Source organism: Streptomyces sp. NBC_00252, from assembly GCF_036187565.1.
In the GTDB taxonomy this organism is placed as follows: Bacteria; Actinomycetota; Actinomycetes; order Streptomycetales; family Streptomycetaceae; genus Streptomyces.
Window position 1 is genome coordinate 9353962 of record NZ_CP108087.1, and the last position, 23208, is coordinate 9377169.

Consider the following 23208-nt stretch of genomic DNA (forward strand, 5'->3'; position numbering starts at 1 on the left):
TCCCCAGGTTCACGCCAAGATCCGTAACCCCGATGCTACGGCTCCTGGGTCCCAGACCCTTCGATGCGGTCCCGTACCTGCTCCGGGGAGAGGTACGAGTCGGTGTACTCGAAGTCCTTCAGCGTGGCCGGTTTCCGGGCCTGGAAGCCGGTGCGCACGAAGTCGTCACCGGCCAGCGCGTTCAGCGTCCAGTTCGTCGCCACGCGGACCTTGGCGACGTTCGTGCGCAGCGCCGACCAGTGGTAGCCGCGGGCCACGACCTGGGCGGGGAAGCCGCGCAGTTCGATGCCGAGCGGCTTGGACACCGCGTCCTTGCCACCGAGGTCCACGACCAGCCCGAGGTCCTTGTGGACGTACGGCTTCAGCGGCTGGTTGCGCAGGGTCGCGATCACGTTCTCCGCGACGACCCTGCCCTGCCGCATGGCGTGCTGCGCGGTCGGCGGGCAGATCGCGCCGTCCCCGCCCTTGGCCTCGTCCGGCACCGCACCGGCGTCACCGAGCGCGAACACCCCGTCGTGGCCGGGGAGGTTCATGTCGGCGGTGACCGCGAGCCGCCCGCGCACCGTCTCCGCGCCGAGCGTGGCGATCAGCGGACTGGCGACCACACCGGCCGTCCAGATCAGCGTCCGGGTCGGCACCACCCGGCCGTCGGTGAAGGTGACCTCCTCCGGGCCCGCCTTCGCGATCGAGACGCCCAGGGAGATGTCGATCCCGCGCCGGGTGAGGATCTCCTGCGCGCTCTTGCCGAGCTTGTCGCCCAGCTCGGGCATCAGCTTCGGCGCGATGTCGATGAGGTGCCACTTGATCAGACCCGGGTCAAGGCGCGGATACCGCTTCACCGCCGCATGCGTCAGCTTCTGCAGACAGGCGGCCGTCTCCGTACCGGCGTACCCGCCGCCCACCACCACGAACTGCAGCCGCGACGCCTTCTCCGCCGGGTCGTCGCTCGCGTCCGCGAGGTCCAGCTGCGTGATGACGTGGTCGCGGATGTACGCGGCCTCCGCGAGGGTCTTCATCCCGAAGGCGTGGTCCGTCAGCCCGGGGATGTCGAAGGTGCGGGTGATGCTGCCGGGGGACAGCACGATGTAGTCGTAGGGCTCGTTCACGATCTCGTCGTTGATCGTGCGGATCACACAGACCTTGGCCTTGATGTCCACACCGATCGCGCCGCCCGGGATGATCCGCGTGCGGTACTTCTTGCTGCGGCGCAGCGAGACGGCGATCGACTGCGGGGTCAGGACGCCGGAGGCGACCTGGGGCAGCAGGGGCAGATAGAGCTGGTAGGAGAACGGCGTCACCAGCGTGACGTCGGCTTCCTCCGGGGTCAGTTTCCTCTCCAGGCGGCGAACGCACTCCACTCCTGCGAAGCCTGCGCCAACCACCAGGATCCTCGGTCGTGTCACGGTGTTCATCCCTTCTGCGGCTCCAGGCGGTCTGCCTCGACGCCGTACGCCTGCCCCTGGATCGCTGCTTCGCACCACAGTCGATCCCACCGTGCCGGGAGCCGTTCCGCCAGCTGAGCGCGGCAGGCAGACGAACGCGTGGGCACCAGCATGCCCCGCCGGGGCCGTCCGTACGCCGCGGACGTGTGAACAAATGGCGTACCCGAATGACCTTCGACCCCCCTCTCGACGATCGCTCCTGACCGTAGAGTGCACGCCATGTCGCACACTCAGCCCGAGCCGGGGTCAGGCTTCCGCACCCAGAACATCGACGCCGGCAACGTGACGCGGCTGGTGGCCGCGCTCGACATCCAGGAAGCCAATCCAGGCGTACGACGACTGCGCGCATGGGCGCACGAGGCACTCGCCGCGGGCAGCGGGGAACACGCCCTCGACGTCGGAGCCGGCACCGGCTCGACCACCCGTGAACTGGCCGCCGCCGTCGGCTCGAACGGCTCGGCGCTCGGCGTCGAACCCAACCCCGGCCTGCGCGCCGTCGCCGAGGAACGTGCCGCGTCCGCCGGGAACCCGGCCCGCTTCACCGACGGCGACGCGCTGTCCCTGCCGGTGCCCGACGCCTCCGTCGACGTCGTCTGGTGCGAACGGGTGCTCCAGCACCTCACCGAACCCGACAAGGCCGTCTCCGAGATCGCCCGCGTGCTGCGCCCCGGCGGCCGCGTCGCCCTCCTCGACACCGACTGGGCGACCACGATCCTGCACCCGGGCGACCCCGAGATCACGGCCGCGTTCACCTCCGGCGCCCTCACCGGCGCGGTCAACCCCTACTCGGGACGCCGGCTCGTCGGCCAGCTCAGCGCCGCCGGACTCGTCGTCGACGACCGCGGCTCGCAGGCGCTGCTCCAGGACCACCGCTCGGTGGCCTGGCCGCTGATCCGCATGCTCGGCGAGTCCGCGGTGCGCCGCGGCGCGCTCACCGAGGCCCAGCGCGACCGCGCCTACGCCGACCTCGCCGAGGCCGCCGAGCGCGGCGCGCTGCACATGTCCGTGACGATGTTCGCGGTCGTCGCCCACCGCCCGGAGTGACACCCGGCCGGAAGGACCCCGGCCCGGAGTGACCCCGGGCTGGTGAGGTCACCGGAACACGTTGTCCGCGTCGTCCCAGCCCGACAGCTGCTCCTCCGCCGTCGCCTGCTGCGGGGTACGCGCGCGTGCCTGGTACATCGCGTCGATCTCGAACGCGTAGTGCCGCACGATCGCGTCCCTGCGCAGCTTCATCGACGGCGTCAGCAGCCCGCCCGCGACGTCGAACGGCTGCGGCAGCACCCGGAACACCCGGATCGACTCGGCGCGCCCCACCGGGCTGTTGGCGGTCGCGACGGCCCGGGTGATCTCCTCCCGCAGCGCGTTCTCCTCGCGTGCCTCCCGGCCCCGCGCGTCGCTCTGCAGCGCGAGACCGGCCCGCCAGTGCGCGACGAACTCCGGGTCCAGGGTGAGCAGCGCCCCCACGCAGGGGCGGTCGTCGCCGACGACCACCGCCTGATGGATCAGGGGATGCATCCGCAGCCGGTTCTCCAGCGCGGCCGGCGCGACGCTCTTGCCGCTGCTGGTGATGATGATGTCCTTCTTGCGGCCGGTGATCGTCAGATAGCCCTCGGTGTCCAGCCGTCCGATGTCCCCGGTGGCCAGCCAGCCCGCGTGCAGGACGGCCCGGGTCGCCCGCTCGTCGTTGATGTAACCCTGGAACACGGACGGGCCGTTCACCATGATCTCGCCGTCCTCGGCGACCCGGATCTCCGTGCCCGGCAGCGCCTGCCCGACCGTGCCGATCTTCTCCCGGCCCAGCGGCTGCATCGTGATCCCGCCGGAGGTCTCCGTGAGGCCGTAGCCGTCGTGCACGTGGATGCCGATACCCGAGTAGAACAAGGACAGTTCACGGTTCAGCGGGGAGCCGCCCGACGTGGCGCGGACGACCCGGCCGCCCAGCGCAGAGCGCAGCTTGCGGTACACCGTCCGCTCGAACACGGCGTGCTGGAGCCGCAGATCGAACGCGGGACCCGAACCTCTTCCCAGTCTCTGTCTCTCCTCGGCCGCCGCGAACTCCCGCGCGGTCGCCGCCGCCCGGTCGAACAGGGCGCCGCGGCCCGCCTGTTGGGCCGTACGGAGAAAGTTCTTGTAGATCTTCTCGAAGATCGACGGCACCGCGTACAGATAGGTCGGCCGGAACGAGCGCAGCCCCGACACCAGCGCCGCCTCCGTCATCTCCGGCTCATGGGCCATCACCCAGCCGCCGCGCATGCACATGGCCTGGATCATCAGCCCGTACACGTGCGAGAAGGGCAGGAAGGCCAGCACGGACGGCTGTTCACCCGGAGGCGCCGCCGTGTGCGACCAGCCGTCCAGCAGTGTGTCGACCGGGCTGGCCAGGCTGCGGTGGCTCAGCGCGCAGCCCATGGGACGGCCGGAGGTGCCCGAGGTGTAGGCGATGACCGCGGTGGAGTCCGGCATCACGATCCGGCGCAGCGAGTCCACCGTGGTCTGCGGTATGTACGTGCCCCGCTCCGCGATCTGGGCCAGCGCCCCGGAGTCCAGCTGCCAGACGTGCCGCAGCAGCGGCAGCGCGGCACACACCGTGCCGACCGTCATGATGCCCTGCTCGTCCTCCACCACCACGGCCACACAGTTGGCGTCCCGCAGGATCCACTCGACCTGCTCCCGCGAGGATGTCGGATGCACCGGCACGACCTCGGCGCCCACCGCCCACAGGGCGTGACTGAACACCGTCCACTCGTAACGGGTGCGGGCCATGATCGCGACCCGGCTGCCCGGCGAGATCCCGGAGGCGATCAACCCCTTGGCCAGATCGACGACTTCGTCCCGCAGCTCTACGGCGGTCACCTCCTCCCACACCGAGGAGGAGGGGTCGGCCCGCCGTGCGACCAGCGGAAGGGTGGGATTGACGACGGCGGTCTCGAAGATGCTGTCGGCGAGGCCGCCGGTCAGGGTGGAGGTGGGGGGTGGAGCGACGGCGAAGTCGCGCATGCGCTGCTCCTGGGTTGTACGGGGCGTGACTTGGCCGATCATTACTGTTATCGACGGTGCTCGAATGTAGCCCAGGTGTGAGCGGTTGGTGTGGGGAACAGGGAAGTGCTCTCGCGGAGTTTGGTGGTGGAGTGGAAATGACTCGACGGCACGGGGGGTGCGAGGGCATGGACGCGGTGGATCTCGGCGAGTTGAGGGCCCACGACTTCGGCTATCTGGACGCCGAAGGACACACCTATCTCGACTACACCGGCGCGGGACTCGCCCCGACGTCCCTGGTCCGGGCCAGTGCCGAGCGGATCACCGGAGGCGTCTTCGGCAACCCGCACTCGGAGAGCCCCGCCTCCCGCGCCTCGGGCGACCTGCTCGCCGGGGCCCGCGCCGCCGTGCTGCGGCAATTCTCCGCCGACCCCGCCGAGTTCGCGGTGGTGTTCACCGCGAACGCGACGGCCGCGCTGCGCCTGATCGGCGAGTCGTATCCGTTCGCCCCCGGCGGCCGGCTCGTGATGCTCCTCGACAACCACAACTCCGTGAACGGCCTCCGCGAGTACGCCCGCGCGGCCGGTGCCAAGACCGAGTACGTCCCCGTTCAGGGACCGGAGTTGGCGATCGACGAGGACCGCCTGCACACCGCCCTCACGGCCCGCAGGCGCCGCCGCGGGCTCCTCGCCTATCCGGCACAGTCCAACTTCACCGGCGTACGGCACTCCCTCGACTGGATCGCCACGGCCCAGGCACACGGCTACGACGTCCTCCTCGACGCCGCCGCGTCCGTCCCGACCAACCCCCTCGACCTGTCCCGCCACCACCCGGACTTCACCGTGGTCAGTTGGTACAAGGTGTTCGGCTACCCCACCGGCATAGGCAGCCTGATCGTCCGCCGCGAGGCCCTCGCCCGACTGCGCCGCCCCTGGTTCTCCGGCGGCACGATCTACGCCGCCAGCGCCCAGGCCCAGTGGCACGTCCTCGCCGACGGCGAGGCCGCCTTCGAGGACGGCACCGTCAACTTCCTCTCCATCCCCGACATCACGGCCGGCCTGGCGTGGATCGACGCCATCGGCATGGACCGCGTCCACGACCACGTGACCCGCCTGACCGCCCAACTCCTCGCAGGTGTAAGCGAGTTACTACACTCCGACGGCACCCCGATGGCACAGGTCTACGGCCCCACCGGCACCGGACCCTCCCGAGGCGGCACGGTCGCGCTCAACCTCCTCGGCGCGGACGGCCGCGTCATCGACGAACGGGTCGTCTCCCAGGACAGCGCCGAACACCGCATCTCGCTCCGCTTCGGCTGCTTCTGCAACCCGGGCGCCGGAGAAGCAGCCTTCGCCCTCCCGCTCCGCAGCCTCCGCTCGGCGGCCCGCAAACCCCTGGGCTCCCTGGAGGACTACCTGACGGTGCTGGGACTGCCCTCGGCGGGCGCGGTCCGCGCATCGGTGGGCGTCTCCTCACAACCCAGGGACGTGGACAGGTTCCTGGACTTCGTCGCGGACACCTACCGCGACCGCGTCCCGACGGTGGTGGGTCTCGCGGACCGGGCGGGCTGCTAGGGCGCGGGGGTGTGACGGTCGGGCGCCGCCGAAGGACACGGTGGGACGGCAGCCTGCCGGGTCGCCGGGACGGCGGAGCACCCACCACACCTCACCGCCCCGCGCGCGCCGCCCCCGCCCCCTGCCGGCACTTGCGCACCAGCACCGCCCAGGTCGCCGCCAGGAACAGCACGCCGAACCCCGCCAGGATCAGCCAGCCGCGTGCGGCCGGGTGCCCGAACGAGTCGCCGTACGACCTCAACAGGGGTGGTCCCGCAGGGGAGTTGCCGTCGTGCCACAGGTTCTCCAGGCCGATCGCGGAGCCCAGCGCCTCGAAGGCCCAGCGGTTGGTCATGGCCCAGCTGATCGCCTGTCCGGCCGGCGCCATCCGGGGCACCGGCACGAACGCTCCCGAGAACAGCACCTGCGGGAAGCAGAGCAGCGGCAGCATCAGGGTCGCCTGGCCGGGGTCCGTCACCGCCGCCGACGTGAGCAGCCCGAGGGCAAGCGCGGCGGCCGAGGCCAGCACACTGGTGAGGAACAGCGAGCCGTACGTGCCCCAGCCCGCCGCCGGCAACCGGTCCAGCGCCCGCAGCACCGCCAGCAACAGCGCGTCCGCCGCGGCCAGTACGGGCAGCACGGTGGTCAACTTCGAGGCGACGTACGGTCCGATCCGCACCCCGGCCAGCCACTCGCGCCGCAGCACCGCCAACTCCGTGCAGATCTGCAGCAGTCCGTACGTCAGCCCGAAGAAGAACGCCCCGAACGCGATCCAGAACATGATCATCGCCGTGGACCCCGGATCGGGCGCCGCGGGATCGAACGCACCCGCCCGGAACAACACCGCGAACATCGCCACGATCATCACCGGCGACCCCACGAACACCGCGACCGACAGCCGGTTGTGCACCAACAGCGCGGTCGTACGACGGGTCAGCAGCGCCCACTGGCGTACGGCGCCGACGCGCGGCGGACGGTGCGCGACCGGCACCGGGACCCGCTCCGCACCCGGCACCGGGGCGGCCCGCTCGGCCCGCTTCCCCTCCGCCACCGCCGCGTACACGTCCTCCGCCGTCTCCGCGCCGAACGCCCCGAGCAGCGCGTCCGGCGCCCCCACGAACGCGACCGCGCCGCCCGGCGACAGGAACACCACCTCGTCGCAGCGCGGCAGATCGGCCAGCACGTGGGTCGTGAGGACGACGGTGGTCCCGGACTCGGCCAGCCCGCGCAAGGTCGCCAACAGCGCGGCACCGGTGACCGGATCGAGCCCGGAGGTCGGTTCGTCGAGGAAGAGCACCCGGGGCCGGGTCAGCAACTCGGCCGCGATGCACGCCCGTTTGCGCTCCCCGCCGCTCAGCGCCCGCACCGGCGTGTCCGCGCGCCGGGCGAGACCGAGGACGTCGAGCACCTCCGTCACCCGCGCCGGGACCGTCTCGCCGGGCATCCGCAACCGCCCCGCGTACTCCAGCGTGCGCCGCAACGGCAGCTCACGGTGGATCACGTCCTCCTGCGGCACGAACCCGAACTCCGGTCCGGGCGGCCCGGGTTGGGCTCCGTCGTGCAGCACGTCCCCGGCGGTCGGGCGCTGCAGTCCCGCGAGGGTCTGCAGCAACACCGTCTTGCCCGCACCGCTGCTGCCCGCGATGACCACGAGCCGCCCGGCCCCGACCTCGAAGGACACCTCGTCCAACACCCGCCCGGCGCCCCGCACTTCCTGCGAGACACCCCGCAACTCCAGACGCAGGCCGGTTGCTCGGGCGGTATCAGGAGGAATCGGCGTCGACATGGGAGCAGCATGTCACCCCGGTGTCAGCCACACCGTCGCCAAGGGCGGAAGCGTCAGCCGGATGTGACCGTCCTCCGGCTTGACCGGATCGCGGTTGGTCACGTCACTTCCGCCGTAGAGCGCGGAGTCGGTGTTGAGGGTCTCCTGCCACGCGGGGATGTCGTCCGGGACGCCGAGGCGGTAGTCCTCGCGGACCACGGGGGAGAAGTTGCTGACGGCGAGGAGCGGCGAGCCCTCCGCGTCAAACCTCAGGAACGCGAAGACGTTGTCCTCGGCCGCGTCCCCCATCACCCAGCGGAAGCCGCCGGGATCGGTGTCGCGCTGCCAGAGCGCGGGGGTCGCGCGATAGGCCGTGTTGAGGTCCCGGACGAGATCCTGGACGCCCCGGTGGTCGGGCGCGGCCTCGTAGGCGGGGTCGAGGAGCCACCAGTCCGGACCCTGGGACTCGGACCACTCGGCCCCCTGGGCGAACTCCTGCCCCATGAAGAGGAGTTGCTTGCCGGGGTGGGCCCACATGAATCCCAGATACGCGCGGTGGTTGGCCCGCTGCTGCCACCAGTCGCCCGGCATCTTCGACACCAACGCCTGCTTGCCGTGGACGACTTCGTCGTGCGAGATCGGCAGGACGTAGTTCTCGCTGTACGCGTACACCATCGAGAAGGTCATCTCGTGGTGGTGGAACTTGCGGTGCACGGGCTCGTGCGAGATGTAGCCCAGCGAGTCGTGCATCCAGCCCATGTTCCACTTGAACCCGAAGCCGAGACCGCCGGTGTCGGTCGGCCGGGTCACCCCGTCCCAGGCGGTGGACTCCTCGGCGATCGTCACGACACCCGGCACCCTGCGGTACACGGTCGCGTTCATCTCCTGGAGGAAGGCCATCGCGTCCAGGTCCTCACGCCCGCCATGGACGTTGGGGGTCCACTGGCCGGAGTCGCGTGAGTAGTCGAGGTAGAGCATCGAGGCGACCGCGTCGACCCGCAGGCCGTCGATGTGGAACTCCTGGCACCAGTAGACGGCGTTCGCCACAAGGAAGTTGCGCACCTCGGTCCGCCCGAGGTCGAATTCGTACGTCCCCCAGTCCGGGTGCTCGGCCCGCCGCGCGTCCCCGGGTTCGTACAGCGGCTCCCCGTCGAACCGGGCCAACGCCCAGTCGTCCTTGGGGAAATGCGCAGGAACCCAGTCCATGATCACGCCGATGCCGGCCCGGTGGAGCGAGTCGACGAGGAACTTGAAGTCGTCGGGGGTGCCGAGGCGGGCGGTCGGGGCGTAGAAGCCGGTGACCTGGTAGCCCCAGGAGCCGCCGAAGGGGTGCTCGGTGACCGGCATGAACTCGACGTGGGTGAAGCCGAGTTCGTTGACGTAGGCGGGGAGCTCGGCGGCGAGCTGACGGTAGGTCAAGCCCGGTCGCCAGGAGGCGAGATGGACCTCGTAGACCGAGAAGGGTGCCTCGTGGACCGGGGTCTCCGTCCGCCGGGCGAGCCAGGCCTCGTCGTCCCACTCGTAGTGCGAGGCGGTCACGATGGACGCGGTGGCGGGCGGCACCTCCGTGCGCCGGGCCATCGGGTCGGCCTTCAGAAGGCGCTCGCCGTACCGGGAGGTGATCTCGAACTTGTAGCGCGCGCCCTCGCCGATGCCCGGCAGGAACAGCTCCCACACACCCGACGAACCGAGCGACCGCATCGGGAACGCCGTACCGTCCCAGGAGCTGAACTCCCCGCAGACGCGCACCCCTTGGGCGTTGGGCGCCCACACCGTGAACCGGGTGCCGGCCACCCCGCCGTGTGTCATCGGCTCCGCGCCGAGCGCCTTCCACAGCTCCTCGTGCCGCCCCTCGCGGATGAGGTGCAGATCGAGGTCGCCGAGGGCGGGCAGGAAACGGTACGGATCGTGGACCTCGTGCTCGTCGTCCTCCGTGTACGACACCAGCAGTGTGTATTCCGGGAGAGCGTCGAGTGGCAGCACGCCCGAGAAGAGGCCACCCCCGTCGGAGGTGAGCGCGGTGCGCGTCCCCTCGATCACGACGCTCACGGCCCGTGCGTACGGCCGCAGCACCCGGAAGACGAACCCGCCCGGCACCGCATGCGCGCCGAGCAGTGCGTGCGGGTCGTGGTGGGCGCCCGAGAGGAGGCGGTCGCGGTCGGCGGGGTCCACGGGAGCGGAGGTGCTCCGGGGTGCGGGCGCGGGCGGGCCGCCCGCCTCCTGAGGTGAAGTGTCGCGCAGGGCCACGGAGTTCAGCCTCCTCGGACGGCGAGACGCTCTATCGCCGCCATGGGTACGGGAAGCCAGTCCGGACGGTGTCTGGCCTCGTACAGCACTTCATACACGGCGCGGTCGGTCTCGTACGCGCGCAGCAGGGCGTGCTTGGTCCGCGGGTCCCAGCCGGCCCGGGCCGCGTAGCCCGCGCAGAAGGCCTCCCGGCAGCGGAGCGCCCACTGCGGGCGCCAGGGTCGGCGCTGCCGGGCCGCGTAGTCGAAGGACCGCAGCATCCCGGCGATGTCCCGCACCGGGGACTGCGCGCTGCGCCGCTCGGCCAGCGGCTTGGACGGCTCGCCCTCGAAGTCGATGACGAACCAGTCGTGGCCGGCACGGAGTACCTGGCCGAGATGCAGATCGCCGTGAATACGCTGGGCGGCAGGCCCGGCATCACGGCCGACGAGCGCCCCGAACGCGGTCCGCAGCCCCGGCACGAAGGGCCGCAGCGCGGGCACGGAGTGCGCGGCCGCCTCCAGGCGCTCGGTCATCGCCGCCGCCGTACGGTCGTTCTCGGCGAGGGGACGGTCGTCGGACGGGAAGGCGGCGGCCAGCGCGAGATGGACGTCGGCGGTCGCCTGCCCCAACTCGTAGGCCTCGGTGGTGAATTCGTCGCCGTCGGCGAGGGCACGCAGCGCGAGTGCCCAGCCGTCGGAGGCGTCCGGCAGGAACGGCTGGAGCACCCCCAGCGTCGCGGCCCGCGGCTCCGCCGTACGGAACCACGCCACCGGCGCCGGGACCCGCTTGCAGCCCTGTGCCGCCAGCGCCCCCGGCAGCTCCAGGTCCGGATTGACGCCGGGCTGGATGCGCCGGAAGACCTTCAGGATGTACCGATCGCCGTACACCAGCGAGGAGTTGGACTGTTCGGCGCCCAGCAGCCGGGGTGCGAGTCCCGCGGGCACGGAGACCGACGGGTCCGCCTCGAAGTGCAGGGGACCCGTCGTACCGGGTTGCCGCAGCCGCTCCAGCAGCAGTTCCGCCGACCGCGGGTCCTGGAGGGCGTCGTAGACCGCGAGACCGGCCAACTGCCCTTCCCGGACCCGGCCGATGAAGGCGCGGGCCAGTCGCGGCGAGACGTGTTCCCGCACGCCGAGCAGGAGTTGGTAGCAGTCGCCGGGCGGGGGAGTGCCACCCGGCGAGGGCACCGGCGTGTGGGAGGCGTGGACCAGGACATGCAGGCAGCCGGGGAAGAGTTCCGTCGTGGAGAGCACGTCGAGGTCGGCCACCGGCCGGTCCTTGCCGGCGAACCAGCGCTGCCCGGGCAGCCATTCACGCAGCAGCCCGGAGAGCGTGGCCGGAGGCCGGTCGACGCCGGGGCTGCTCAGTCGGAGGGGTGCGGTCTTCGGCATGGTGACGCGTCCTTTCGCGGGCCCATCCTCAAAGTCGTCGGCCGGTGCGGGGAGCGGCTCGGGGGAGCCGGAACCAGTAGAAGCCGTGCCCCGCGAGCGTCAGCAGATACGGCAGTTCACCGATGGCCGGGAACCGCACCCCGCCGATCAGCTCCACGGGATGCCGTCCCGCGAACTCCCGCAGATCGAGCATCGTGGGCTGCGCGAACCGCGAGAAGTTGTGCACGCACAGCACGAGGTCGTCCTCGTACTCGCGGAGGAACGCGATGACCGCCGGGTTCGTCGACTGGAGTTCGGTGTACGAGCCGAGCCCGAACGCCGGGTTCTGCTTACGGATCTCGATCATGCGGCGGGTCCAGTGCAGCAGCGAGGAGGGCGACGACATCGACGCCTCGACGTTGGTGACCTGGTAGCCGTAGACGGGGTCCATGATGGCCGGCAGGAAGAGCCGCCCCGGGTCGCAGGAGGAGAAGCCCGCGTTCCGGTCGGGTGTCCACTGCATGGGGGTGCGGACGGCGTCGCGGTCGCCGAGCCAGATGTTGTCGCCCATCCCGATCTCGTCGCCGTAGTAGAGGATCGGCGAGCCGGGCAGCGACAGCAGCAGGGCGGTGAACAGTTCGATCTGGTTGCGGTCGTTGTCCAGCAGGGTCGCGAGGCGCCTTCGGATGCCGATGTTGGCGCGCATGCGGGGGTCCTTGGCGTATTCGGCCCACATGTAGTCGCGTTCCTCGTCGGTGACCATTTCCAGGGTCAGCTCGTCGTGGTTGCGCAGGAAGATGCCCCACTGGCAACCCGAGGGAATCGCCGGGGTCTTGGCGAGAATTTCCGACACCGGGTAGCGGGACTCACGCCGTACGGCCATGAAGATGCGCGGCATGACGGGGAAGTGGAATGCCATGTGGCACTCGTCGCCGCCGCTCTGGTAGTCGCCGAAGTAGTCGACGACGTCCTCGGGCCACTGGTTCGCCTCGGCGAGCAGCACGGTGTCCGGATACATCGCGTCGATCTCGCGGCGGACGCGCTTCAGGAACTCGTGACTCGCGGGCAGGTTCTCGCAGTTGGTGCCCTCGGCCGCGTAGAGATAGGGGACGGCGTCGAGGCGGAAGCCGTCGATGCCGAGGTCGAGCCAGAAGCGGAGGGCGGCCAGGATCTCTTCCTGGACGGCCGGGTTCTCGTAGTTGAGGTCCGGTTGGTGGGAGAAGAAGCGGTGCCAGAAGTACTGCTTGCGGACGGGGTCGAAGGTCCAGTTGGAGGCTTCGGTGTCGACGAAGATGATGCGGGCGTCGGGGTACTGCTTGTCGTCGTCGGCCCACATGTAGTAGTCGCCGTAGGGTCCGTCGGGGTCTTTTCGGGACTCCTGGAACCACGGGTGCTGGTCGCTGGTGTGGTTCATGACGAAGTCGATGATGACGCGCATGCCCCGCTGGTGGGCGGAGTCGACGAACTCGACGAAGTCGGCGAGGTCGCCGAATTCGGGGAGTACGGCGGTGTAGTCGGAGACGTCGTAACCGCCGTCGCGCAGCGGTGATTTGAAGAAGGGGGGCAGCCAGAGGCAGTCGACGCCCAGCCACTGGAGGTAGTCGAGTTTGGCGGTGATGCCCTTGAGGTCACCGACGCCGTCGCCGTTGCTGTCCTGGAAGGAGCGGACCAGGACCTCGTAGAAGACGGCGCGTTTGAACCACTCGGGGTCCCGGTCCTTGGCGGGAGTGTCCTCGAAGGTGTCGTGGACCGGTTCGTTGACAGTCATGAAGCTCTTGACCCTCCGCTCTGTGTGGACCGCCGGATGTGGAGCACGTGCGCCGGTGCCCTGCCGGGTTCCAGGCGCACATAGTTGGTCCTGCCCCACTGATAGGACTCACCCGTCAGTTCGTCGTACACCGACATGGATTCGTTTGCTTCCAGGCCGAGTTGCGGCATGTCCAACGAGACCGTGGCCTCCTGGGTGTGGTGCGGGTCGAGGTTGACGACCACCAGGACCGTGTCCACACCCGTGGTCTTGCTGTACGCGATCAGCGCGTCGTTGTCCGTCTCGTGAAAGCGGAGATTCCTGAGCCGGTGCAGCGACGGGTGACGACGCCGGATCGCGTTGAGCTTGCCCAGCAGTGGCGCGATGCTATGTCCTTCCCGCTCTGCGGACTCCCAGTCACGCGGGCGGAGTTGGTACTTCTCCGAGTCGAGATATTCCTCGCTGCCCGGCCGGAGAGGGGCGTTCTCGCAGAGTTCGTAACCACTGTAGACACCCCAGGTCGGGGACAGGGTGGCGGCCAGGACCGCCCGCAGCTCGAAGGCCGCCCGGCCTCCGCGCTGGAGGAACTCGTGCAGGATGTCGGGGGTGTTCACGAAGAGGTTGGGCCGCATGTAGGCGGCCGCCTCGCCCGACAGCTCGGTCAGGTACTCGGTGAGTTCCTGTTTCGTGTTGCGCCAGGTGAAGTAGGTGTACGACTGCTGGAAGCCGATCTGCGCGAGCGTGTGCATCATCGCCGGCCGCGTGAACGCCTCGGCCAGGAAGATCACGTCCGGGTCGGTGCCGTTGATCTCCGCGATCACCCGCTCCCAGAACACGACCGGCTTGGTGTGCGGGTTGTCGACGCGGAAGATCCGTACCCCGTGGTCCATCCAGTGCCGCAGCACCCGGACGGTCTCGGTGATCAGGCCGTCCATGTCCCGGTCGAAGGCGATCGGGTAGATGTCCTGGTACTTCTTCGGCGGGTTCTCCGCGTACGCGATCGTCCCGTCCGGGCGGTGGTGGAACCACTCCGGGTGCTTCTCCACCCACGGGTGGTCAGGCGAGCACTGCAGCGCGAAGTCGAGGGCGATCTCCATGCCCAGCTCGGCGGCCCGCGTGACGAACGCGTCGAAGTCCTCCAGCGTGCCCAGCTGCGGGTGGATCGCGTCGTGGCCGCCCTCCGGCGAGCCGATCGCCCAGGGGACGCCGACGTCCTCACGCCCCGCGGACAGCGTGTTGTTCGGGCCCTTGCGGAAGGTCGTCCCGATCGGGTGGATCGGCGGCAGGTACACGACGTCGAAGCCCATCGCCGCGATCCCGTCCAGCCGTTTCGCGGCCGTACGGAAAGTGCCGTGAGGCTGCGCCGGAGTGCCCTCGGAACGCGGGAAGAACTCGTACCAGGCGCCGTAGAGCGCCCGCTCCCGCTCGACCATCAGAGGCCGCGGCTCGGAGACCGTCACCAGGTCCCGCAGCGGATAGCGCTCCAGCACCGCGTCCACGGCAGGGGTCAGCGCGGCCACGAAGCGTGTCCCCACCGGCAGGGTGTCGTCGCGCAGTGTCTCCGCGGCGGCCAGGATCGTTTCGCGAGCAGGGCCCTCGGGCACCCCGGCCGCGGCGCGCGCGTACAGCTCGGCGCCCTCCTCCAGCATCAGGCCGATGTCGATGCCGGCCGGGATCTTGATGCGGGCGGCCCGGCGCCAGGTCGCGACGGGATCGCCCCAGGCCTCCACGACGTAGGACCAATGGCCTGTCGCGGTCGGGGTGATCTCGGCGCCCCAGCGGTCGCTGCCGGGGGTGATTTCGCGCATCGGGGTCCAGGGACCGGGGCGGCCGTCCGGGTCGTAGAGGACGGTGTTGGCGCCGATCGTGTCGTGGCCCTCGCGGAAGACGGTGGCGGTGACCTGGAACGGTTCGCCGACCACCGCTTTCGCCGGGCGCGCGCCGCTGTCCACGGACGGGCGTACGTCACGTACCGGAATGCGGCCGATGGCTGCCGGGGTCGCGTTCATGGGTGTCACCTCCGTCGTGCCGGAGGCCGGGCTGTTCGCCCGGCCGTGGGATGGGTGCGCGCTGCGCCGGAAGGGGGATCTACCTTCCGGCGGGGGAACGTTGGTCGACGGCCACGGGCGGCCCGCGGTGGACGACAGCCGTCGTACGGGGGCGTCCGTCCCGCTCCTGGAGGTACGTGCCCAGGGTGCTGCGCAGATAGCGCTCGGCGGCTTCCGCGGCCTCGCGCGCGCAGCGTTCGCCCATCAGCACGCACAGGGTGTAGCCCGAGTCCTCGAAGGTGGCCCGTACCGTCCGGTCGCCCGGCGACGCGAGCATCACGCGTTCCCACGCCCGGTAGCGCCGCAGTTGGCGGGCGACCTCGGCCTTGGCGGGTAGCAGCATGGCGCTGTTCACCTTTCGCCTCGGCGGACCGCGGGTTCCCGACCATCGGGTGGCGGCCGTGCACGGAGCGGCATGGCTCCGTCACGGCAGTCGAGGCTTTCACTCATGGTGCACATCCGATGACCAAGCGTCTTGTTGGTTCTTCAACTACCTCGTCCGTCGCTCGTGTTGCACGAATGGCCTAGCCCTCTCATTCTGAAGGTGACTCAGAAGCGATCAGTGCTCACGCTTCGTGTTCGGGGCCGGGCCCCGCAGGGGGCAGAGGCGGGACGTGAGTTCCGCCGGTGAGGAGCCAACGAAGATGAAGACCGCAGTGCCGTGCTACTACCACCTCGATGTGGACGTCAGTCAGGAACGGGTCGGGCAGGTCAGGCGGATTCTGGCCGCCCACCTCCGGCTGTGGGACCTGGAGATCCTCGTGGAGCCCGTCTGCCGTGGCGCCGAGCTGCTGCTGCGGGCCATCGACGAGCACTCCGCCGACAAGCACACGTCCATAGAGCTGTGGTGGAACGGCCAGCACCTCATCACCGCCATCGGCGACAACGACCGCGATCTGCGCCCGGACCTGGACCTGCGCGCCTGTCTCGCCCGGATCGCCGCGATGAGCGACGGCTGGGGATGCTGCGCCACCGACACCGGGAGCAAGGTCATCTGGTTCTCCCAGCGCGCCCGCAGCGGCGAACGCGTCCCGCGCGTCCCCAGGACGCCCGCACCGCGCCTGCGGGAGATGCTCGAACTTCCCCGCGAGGTGCCGGCCGCCCTGCCGATCCGCCCGGCGGACGGCGTCCTGGAGGACGCCAAGTGAGCGCGAGCCCGTCCCGGAAAGGGGTGCCCGTCTGGAACGGGCGCCCCTTTCCCCTGGGGGCGTCATACGACGGCGCGGGCACCAACTTCGCCCTGTTCAGCGAGGTCGCCGAGCGCGTCGACCTCGTCCTCGTCGGCGACGACGGAAGTCACCGCAGCGTCCGGCTGACCGAGGCCGACGGCTTCGTGTGGCACGGCTACCTGCCGGACATCGGCCCCGGCCAGCGCTACGGCTACCGGGTGCACGGGCTGTGGCATCCGGGCGCCGGACACCGCTGCAACCCGGCGAAGCTGCTCCTCGACCCGTACGCCACGGCGGTCGACGGACAGATCGACAACGACCCCTCGCTGTACGAGCGTTCGGCCGGACCCGCCCCTGGTGACAGCGCGGGACACGGCATGCTCGGCGTCGTCACCGACCCCGCCTTCGACTGGGGCGACGACCGGCCGCCCCGGCGCCCGTACTCCGACACGGTGATCTACGAGGCCCATGTGAAGGGTCTGACCCGCACGCACCCGGAGGTCCCCGAGGAGCTCCGGGGGACGTACGCGGGGCTCGCGCACCCGGCCGTCATCGAGCATCTGGTCCAACTCGGCGTGACCGCGGTCGAGTTGATGCCGGTGCACCAGTTCGTGCAGGACGGCGTCCTCCAGGACCGGGGTCTGTCCAACTACTGGGGCTACAACACCATCGGCTTCTTCGCGCCCCACAACGCCTACGCCGCGCACCGCGAACGCGGGCGCCAGGTCACCGAGTTCAAGGCCATGGTGAAGGCGCTGCACGCGGCCGGACTCGAAGTCATCCTCGACGTCGTCTACAACCACACCGCCGAGGGCAACGAACAGGGCCCCACCCTCTCTTTCCGTGGCATCGACAACGCCTCCTACTACCGCCTGGTGGACGGCGACTGGGGCCATTACTACGACACCACGGGCACCGGCAACAGCCTGCTCATGCGGCACCCGTACGTCCTGCAGCTGATCATGGACTCGCTGCGCTACTGGGTCACCGAGATGCACGTCGACGGCTTCCGCTTCGACCTCGCGGCCACCCTGGCCCGGCAGTTCCACGAGGTGGACCGGCTGTCGGCGTTCTTCGACCTGATCCAGCAGGACCCGGTGATCAGCCGCGTCAAGCTCATCGCCGAACCGTGGGACGTGGGCGAGGGCGGCTACCAGGTCGGCAACTTCCCGCCGCTGTGGTCGGAGTGGAACGGCAAGTACCGCGACACCGTGCGGGACTTCTGGCGCGGCGGCGAGCACACGCTCGGCGAGTTCGCGTCCCGGCTCACCGGGTCCTCCGACCTGTACCAGCACAGCCGGCGCAGGCCGCGCGCCAGCGTCAACTTCGTCACCGCGCACGACGGGTTCACCCTGCGCGACCTCGTCTCGTACAACGACAAGCACAACGAGGCCAACGGGGAAGGGAATCAGGACGGCGAGAGCACCAACCGGTCCTGGAACTGCGGGGCGGAAGGCGACACGGACGACCCCGCTGTGCTTGAGCTGCGGGCCCGGCAACAGCGCAACTTCCTTGCCACGCTGCTCCTTTCGCAGGGCATCCCGATGCTCGGCCACGGCGACGAACTCGGCCGCAGTCAGGGCGGCAACAACAACGCCTACTGCCAGGACAACGAAGTCTCCTGGATCGACTGGGAGTTGACCGACGAGCAGCGTGAACTCGCCGACTTCACGCGGTATGTCATCGGACTGCGGGCCGCGCACCCCGTGCTGCGGCGGCGCCGGTTCTTCCGGGGCGAGACCGCCGTGCACGCCGGGCAGCCGCTGCCCGACCTGGTGTGGCTGCTGCCCGACGGCCGCGAGATGGCCGACCTGGACTGGCAGCGCTCCGACGCGCACTGCGTGGGCGTCTTCCTCAACGGCGACGCCATCGCCGAACGCGACCCGCAGGGCGGGCCCGTGGTCGACGACTCGTTCCTGCTCCTGCTGAACAGCTTCTGGGAGCCCGTCGGGTTCCGGCTGCCCGACATCGCCTACGGCGAGCGCTGGACCACGCTGATCGACACCGCCGAACCGCAGGGCGCCCCGGACGAGACGGAACACAAGGCCGGCACCGAAAGGGTCGTGGAGGCGCGCAGTCTGGTGCTGTTGTCGCGGCCCGCCCGGGAAGGCGGCGGGGTCAGGGGGCGTCGCGGGAGGTGACCGTGAAGCGGGCGCCGTCGGGGTCGCGCAGGACGGCCTCGGTGGCGGACTCCCGCAGCACGCTGCCGCCGTACGCCTCGGTCACCCGGGCGCAGGACCTGACGTCGAAGACCGAGAAGTGGACCTGCCAGTTCGGCCGGACCGTCGGGTCGGGGGCCGCCTCCAGGGCGCCCGACTCGATCCGGGCCACCACGTTCCCGCCGCTGCGCAGGACGACCTCGCCGCCCTCGTAGCGCACATCGCAGCTCTGCGGGTCCGCCGACGCCCAGTCGAGGACCTCGCCGTAGAAGATCGCCGCGTCGAAGGCGTCCCGCGTGTGCAGCCGGACGAAGGCCGGGGCCGAGCGGCGCCAGGTCTCCCAGCCGCCGACGAGCTCGCCCTCCCAGATGCCGAAGGCCGCGCCGTCCCGGTCGGCCAGCAGTGCCGCGCGGCCGGGCGGGAAGGAGAGCGGGCCCACGGCGACCGTCGCGCCGCGCTCCCGGACCCGGGCCGCGGTCACGTCCGCGTCGGGCACCGCGAAGTACGGCGTCCACGCCACCGCGACCTGCCACATGGAGGCCACGGCGGCCAGACCGGCCACCGGGACGTCGTTCGCCGTGGCGATCCGGAAGTGGTCGCCGAGGCTGGCCGAGCGCCACTTCCAGCCGAACACGGCCTCGTAGAAGGCCTCGGTCCCCTCCACATCGCGGCTCGTGAGACTCACCCAGCAGGGGGCGCCGAACACCGAACGCGTGGAGACGGCGTCCGGCTCACCGGGGGACGTTTTCCTGTCGTGGTTCATGGCAGTCGCGTTCCGATCTCGTGGACCGGCGGCCACCGGTCTCCACCAGTGTCCAACCGGAACCGGTCCGACGGCCTGCCGAGCGGGCCTCTTGACCATCCTTTTGGGTTAGTTACCTCTGCTAAAGAGGTAATCTCAGGAGTGTGGAGACGGAGAACTTCCCGGAAGAACTGGCCGACGCGCTCGTCGGGGTCCAGCGGCTGATCCGCAGGCGACTGCGCAGCGAGATGACCCTGCCGCGGCTGCGCGGCGCCGAAGTGGAACTGCTGCGCCTGGTCGAGGTCCGGCCCGGCATCGGCATCTCGGACGCGGCCAAGGAGCTGTTCCTCGCGAGCAACTCGGTGTCGACGCTCGTCAACCAGCTCGTCAAGGACGGCTTCCTGATCCGCGGGACGGACCCCGCCGACCGGCGCGCCGCCCGCCTCCAGCTCACCGAGGCGGCCAAGACCCGGCTCGGCGACTGGCACGCGCGGCGCGCGGCCCTCGTCCGGGGCCAGGTGGACCGTCTCGACCAGGCGGACCGGGACGCGCTGCGCGCGGCGATCCCGGCCCTGCACCAACTGGCCGTGAATCTGCACGAGGAGGCCGAGGAATCATGACGCCGTCCATCGACGCTGCCACCGACACCGGGCGGTCCGCAGCCGTCAGCTGCACCCGGCTCACCTACTCCTTCGGCGAGACGACCGCGGTGGACGGGCTCGACCTGTCCGTGGGGGAGGGCGAGGTCTTCGGCCTGCTCGGCCCCAACGGTGCCGGGAAGACCACGGCGATCCGCTGTATCACCACCCTCCTGCCGGTCCCAGCGGGCATGGTCCACGTCTTCGGCCACGACACGGCCAAGGAGCAGATGTCCGTACGGCGCATGCTCGGCTACGTCCCGCAGCAGCTGTCCGCCGACAGCGGGCTCACGGGCCGCGAGAACGTCGCCCTCTTCGCCCGCGTCTTCGACGTGCCGCGCAAGGAGCGCGCCGCACGCGTCGCCCAGGCGCTGCGGGCCGTCGACCTCACCGACGCCGCCGACCGGCTCGCCAACACCTACTCCGGCGGCATGGTCCGCCGCCTCGAACTCGCGCAGGCCCTGGTCAGCGCACCCCGCCTGCTCATCCTCGACGAGCCCACGATCGGCCTCGACCCGATCGCCCGCACCAGCGTGTGGGAGCACATCAACGCGGTGCGCGAGGCCACCGGCATGACCGTCCTGGTCACCACCCACTACATGGACGAGGCCGACCAGTACTGCGACCGCGTCGGCCTCATGCACCGCGGCCGCATCCGCGCCCTGGGCACCCCCGAGCAGCTCCGCGAGGGCCTCGGCGAACGCCGCCGCGCCGACGGAGCGCCCGCCACCGATCCGCTGCCCACCCTCGAAGACGTCTTCCGGGACATAGCCGGCAGCGGTCTCGAAGACCAGTCAGGAGGTTTCCGCGATGTCCGAAGCACCCGCCGCACCGCGAACCGTGTCGGCTGACCCCGCCACCGAGAACGGCCTGAACCTTCTCCTGACCCCGCCCCAACCCCGGGCCGGATGGCGCCTGTTGCCCGCCCGCGTCATCGCGATGTGCGCCGTCGAACTCCAGAAACTCCGGCACGACCGCACCGAGTTGTACACCCGGGCCGTCCAACCGGCGCTCTGGCTCCTGATCTTCGGCCAGACCTTCACCCGCATCAAGGCGATCCCCACCGGCGGCATTCCGTACATCGACTACCTCGCCCCGGGCATCATCGCCCAGTCCGCGATGTTCATCGCCATCTTCTACGGCATCCAGATCATCTGGGAACGCGACGCGGGCATCCTCAACAAGCTCCTCGTCACCCCCACCCCGCGCTCGGCACTGATCACCGGCAAGGCCTTCGCGGCCGGGGTGAAGTCGCTGATCCAGGCCGTCGTCGTGGTCGTCATCGCCGCGCTCCTCGGCGTCGCGCTGACCTGGAACCCGCTGAAGCTGATCGGCGTCGGGGCGATCGTGATCCTCGGCTCGGCCTTCTTCTCCTGTCTGTCGATGACCATCGCCGGCATCGTGCTCAGCAGGGACCGGCTGATGGGTTTCGGCCAGGCGATCACCATGCCGCTGTTCTTCGGGTCCAACGCCCTCTACCCGGTGGCGATCATGCCGGGCTGGCTGCAGGCGGTCAGCAAGGTGAACCCGCTGAGCTACGAAGTGGACGCGCTGCGCGGGCTGCTGCTCGGTACCCCGTCCCATGTGGGCACCGACTTCGCGGTGTTGCTGGTGGCCGCCGCACTCGGTATCGCGGCCGCCTCCTCCCTGCTCGGACGGCTCGCCCGGTGATCTTGCCGGCGACGTGATGTGCGGCACGCCCCCGACCAGGATTCGACGGCCGGAAAGCGGATTTCTCCTGCGCACGGCTTGATCAGTGATCAAGCGGACGAAAACGCTGGCCACAGCGCATTCTGCTCATTTGACAGTGCGCTGAGCACACAGATAGGAAGCAGCTCTCTGAGGTCGAGAGGGTGCACTGTGTACGAGCCGAACGTGGTCGGGGACTGGCAGGAGTACGACGAACATGCCGGTCTGCGTGTCCGCGTCCACAGCCTGGCCGCCGCCGAGCCGCCACGCGGACGCGACGACGCGGCCGAAGGGCTGACCTACTTCACGCTCCGTGTCACCGTCGAGAACCGCGGCGCGCGGCACTACGGCATCCACCTGGAGGACGGTCAGATCGACGTCAGGGTGGGTCCGGACGGCGAGAGCGCCTTCATCGACTGGCGCAGCTCGCAGTTCATCGAGGGCTTCGACGTCTATCCGCTGCGCCGCGCCACCGCCGTCGTGTACGCGGCCGGTGCGGAGGACTCCCTGAAGCAGGTGGACGTACAGATCCAGCTGCGGGTGGAGGAGGAGTGGACCGAGCGGCGGCTGTGGGCGGGCGGCATCGGCCTGTGCGACGCGGCCGTCGCCGCCGGGGTCGGACGGGACGGCCTGGCACACCAGGTGAGCAACTTCCTCAGGGACCAGGCGGAGCCGGGTACCCCCTGAGCCTGCGGTACTCCCTGGACCTCCCGGCCCTGAGACGTCAGTGCGGGATGCCGTCGATGATCTCGCGGGCGCCCTGCCGCAGCAGCGCCACCGCCACCGACGTGCCCAGCGTCGCCGGGTCGAGCCGCCCGGCCCACTCGTGGGCGTTGAGCCGGGTCTTGCCGTCCGGGGTGAACACGCAGGCGCGCAGCGAGAGTTCGCCGCTGCGGTCGACCTTGGCGTAGCCGGCGATCGGGCTGTTGCAGTGGCCCTGGAGGACGTGCAGGAACATGCGCTCGGCGGTCGCCTCGCGGTGCGTCTCCGGGTGGCCGAGTCCGCTGACCGTGTCGATGACGTCGGTGTCGCCCTCGCGGCACTGCAGGGCGAGGATGCCCGCGCCGATCGGCGGCATCATCGCCTCGGGGGACAGCACCTCCGTCATCACGTCCGTCCGGCCGATGCGCTCCAGGCCCGACATCGCGACGAGCAGCGCGTCGGCCTCGCCCGCCGCGAGCTTCTCCAGCCGCCGGTTGACGTTGCCGCGGAACGGCACGCACTCCAACTCGGGGTGGGTGACGGCGAGTTGGGCGACCCGGCGGACCGAGGAGGTGCCGACGCGGGTGCCGGGCGGCAGCTCGTCCAGGGTCAGGCCGCCCGGGTGGATCAGGGCGTCACGGATGTCGTCCCGCTTCAGGAAGGCGGCGAACGTCGTACCGGCGGGGAGCGGACGGTCGGCGGGCACGTCCTTCACACAGTGCACCGCGAGGTCCGCGTCACCGGCGAGCAGCGCGGCGTCCACCTCCTTGGTGAACGCCCCCTTGCCTTCCACCAGGGCGAGATCGCCCATCCACTTGTCGCCGGTCGTCTTCACCGGTACGACCTCGGTGCGCACCTGCGGATGAAGGACGGCCAACTCGGCGCGGACCCGCTCCACTTGGGCCAGCGCCATGGGCGAGTCACGGGAGACGATACGGATCAGTTCGGGCACGGACATGCGGACACGATAGACCGT

General features: G+C 70.4%; 18 protein-coding genes. 8 read left to right on the forward strand and 10 right to left on the reverse strand.

The features are described 5' to 3' along the window. Positions 1 to 35: 35 nt before the first annotated feature. Positions 36 to 1412, reverse strand: coding sequence for an NAD(P)/FAD-dependent oxidoreductase (locus OHT77_RS41655; RefSeq protein ID WP_328833555.1), 1377 nt, complete (start codon positions 1410 to 1412; stop codon positions 36 to 38). 249 nt (positions 1413 to 1661) lie between these two features. Between OHT77_RS41655 and OHT77_RS41660 the strand changes: the two genes are divergently transcribed. Then, complete coding sequence (locus OHT77_RS41660; RefSeq protein WP_328833556.1) at positions 1662 to 2486, forward strand: methyltransferase domain-containing protein; 825 nt, start codon at positions 1662 to 1664, stop codon at positions 2484 to 2486. Between the two features lie 48 nt (positions 2487 to 2534). Here OHT77_RS41660 and OHT77_RS41665 read toward each other — a convergent pair whose 3' ends face one another. Continuing rightward, a complete protein-coding gene (locus OHT77_RS41665; RefSeq protein WP_328833557.1) occupies positions 2535 to 4442 on the reverse strand; it encodes an AMP-dependent synthetase/ligase in 1908 nt (635 codons plus the stop codon). A gap of 167 nt (positions 4443 to 4609) precedes the next feature. Here OHT77_RS41665 and OHT77_RS41670 point away from each other — a divergent pair, with 167 nt between their 5' ends. Next, positions 4610 to 5995: an aminotransferase class V-fold PLP-dependent enzyme gene (locus tag OHT77_RS41670; protein WP_328833558.1), complete on the forward strand. Its 1386-nt coding sequence runs from the start codon at positions 4610 to 4612 to the stop codon at positions 5993 to 5995. Between the two features lie 91 nt (positions 5996 to 6086). Here OHT77_RS41670 and OHT77_RS41675 read toward each other — a convergent pair whose 3' ends face one another. The 6 genes from OHT77_RS41675 to OHT77_RS41700 form a co-directional block, all read right to left on the reverse strand. Next, a complete protein-coding gene (locus tag OHT77_RS41675) occupies positions 6087 to 7760 on the reverse strand; it encodes an ATP-binding cassette domain-containing protein (protein WP_328833559.1) in 1674 nt (557 codons plus the stop codon). Positions 7761 to 7772: 12 nt separating this feature from the next. Then, positions 7773 to 9986, reverse strand: coding sequence for a 1,4-alpha-glucan branching enzyme (gene glgB, locus OHT77_RS41680; protein ID WP_328833561.1), 2214 nt, complete (start codon positions 9984 to 9986; stop codon positions 7773 to 7775). A gap of 5 nt (positions 9987 to 9991) precedes the next feature. Beyond that, positions 9992 to 11359 carry a maltokinase N-terminal cap-like domain-containing protein gene (locus OHT77_RS41685; protein WP_328833562.1) on the reverse strand — a complete coding sequence of 456 codons (1368 nt, stop codon included), beginning with the start codon at positions 11357 to 11359 and terminating at the stop codon, positions 9992 to 9994. A gap of 28 nt (positions 11360 to 11387) precedes the next feature. Then, positions 11388 to 13106, reverse strand: a complete 1719-nt coding sequence (gene treS, locus OHT77_RS41690; RefSeq protein ID WP_328833563.1) for a maltose alpha-D-glucosyltransferase — start codon at positions 13104 to 13106, stop codon at positions 11388 to 11390. Next, entirely contained in the window at positions 13103 to 15094 is a 1992-nt protein-coding gene (locus OHT77_RS41695) for an alpha-1,4-glucan--maltose-1-phosphate maltosyltransferase (protein ID WP_328833564.1), read from the reverse strand. Before OHT77_RS41695 ends, treS begins: the two co-directional genes overlap by 4 nt. Positions 15095 to 15173: 79 nt before the next feature. Further along, a complete protein-coding gene (locus OHT77_RS41700; RefSeq protein WP_328833565.1) occupies positions 15174 to 15476 on the reverse strand; it encodes a DUF5133 domain-containing protein in 303 nt (100 codons plus the stop codon). Between the two features lie 301 nt (positions 15477 to 15777). Between OHT77_RS41700 and OHT77_RS41705 the strand changes: the two genes are divergently transcribed. Then, positions 15778 to 16281 (forward strand): pep a2, encoded by a 504-nt coding sequence (locus tag OHT77_RS41705; RefSeq protein ID WP_328833566.1) that lies wholly within the window; start codon positions 15778 to 15780, stop codon positions 16279 to 16281. A gap of 23 nt (positions 16282 to 16304) precedes the next feature. After that, complete coding sequence (gene glgX / locus OHT77_RS41710; protein ID WP_443048228.1) at positions 16305 to 18443, forward strand: glycogen debranching protein GlgX; 2139 nt, start codon at positions 16305 to 16307, stop codon at positions 18441 to 18443. Here the strand turns inward: glgX and OHT77_RS41715 are convergent. Further along, positions 18421 to 19224 (reverse strand): VOC family protein, encoded by an 804-nt coding sequence (locus tag OHT77_RS41715; protein ID WP_328833568.1) that lies wholly within the window; start codon positions 19222 to 19224, stop codon positions 18421 to 18423. The genes glgX and OHT77_RS41715 overlap by 23 nt on opposite strands. Before the next feature lie 143 nt (positions 19225 to 19367). Between OHT77_RS41715 and OHT77_RS41720 the strand changes: the two genes are divergently transcribed. The 4 genes from OHT77_RS41720 to OHT77_RS41735 all read left to right on the forward strand — a co-directional run bounded on the left by OHT77_RS41720 (position 19368) and on the right by OHT77_RS41735 (position 22217). Further along, on the forward strand, positions 19368 to 19823 hold the full coding sequence (locus OHT77_RS41720; protein WP_328833569.1) for a MarR family winged helix-turn-helix transcriptional regulator: 456 nt from the start codon (positions 19368 to 19370) through the stop codon (positions 19821 to 19823). Continuing rightward, positions 19820 to 20692, forward strand: a complete 873-nt coding sequence (locus tag OHT77_RS41725; protein ID WP_328833570.1) for an ABC transporter ATP-binding protein — start codon at positions 19820 to 19822, stop codon at positions 20690 to 20692. Before OHT77_RS41720 ends, OHT77_RS41725 begins: the two co-directional genes overlap by 4 nt. Further along, on the forward strand, positions 20652 to 21512 hold the full coding sequence (locus OHT77_RS41730; protein WP_266775009.1) for an ABC transporter permease: 861 nt from the start codon (positions 20652 to 20654) through the stop codon (positions 21510 to 21512). Before OHT77_RS41725 ends, OHT77_RS41730 begins: the two co-directional genes overlap by 41 nt. A 189-nt stretch (positions 21513 to 21701) precedes the next feature. Beyond that, entirely contained in the window at positions 21702 to 22217 is a 516-nt protein-coding gene (locus tag OHT77_RS41735; protein WP_328833571.1) for a hypothetical protein, read from the forward strand. 37 nt (positions 22218 to 22254) lie between these two features. Here the strand turns inward: OHT77_RS41735 and hemC are convergent, their stop codons facing one another. Beyond that, positions 22255 to 23190 (reverse strand): hydroxymethylbilane synthase, encoded by a 936-nt coding sequence (gene hemC, locus OHT77_RS41740; RefSeq protein ID WP_328833572.1) that lies wholly within the window; start codon positions 23188 to 23190, stop codon positions 22255 to 22257. Positions 23191 to 23208 lie beyond the last annotated feature (18 nt).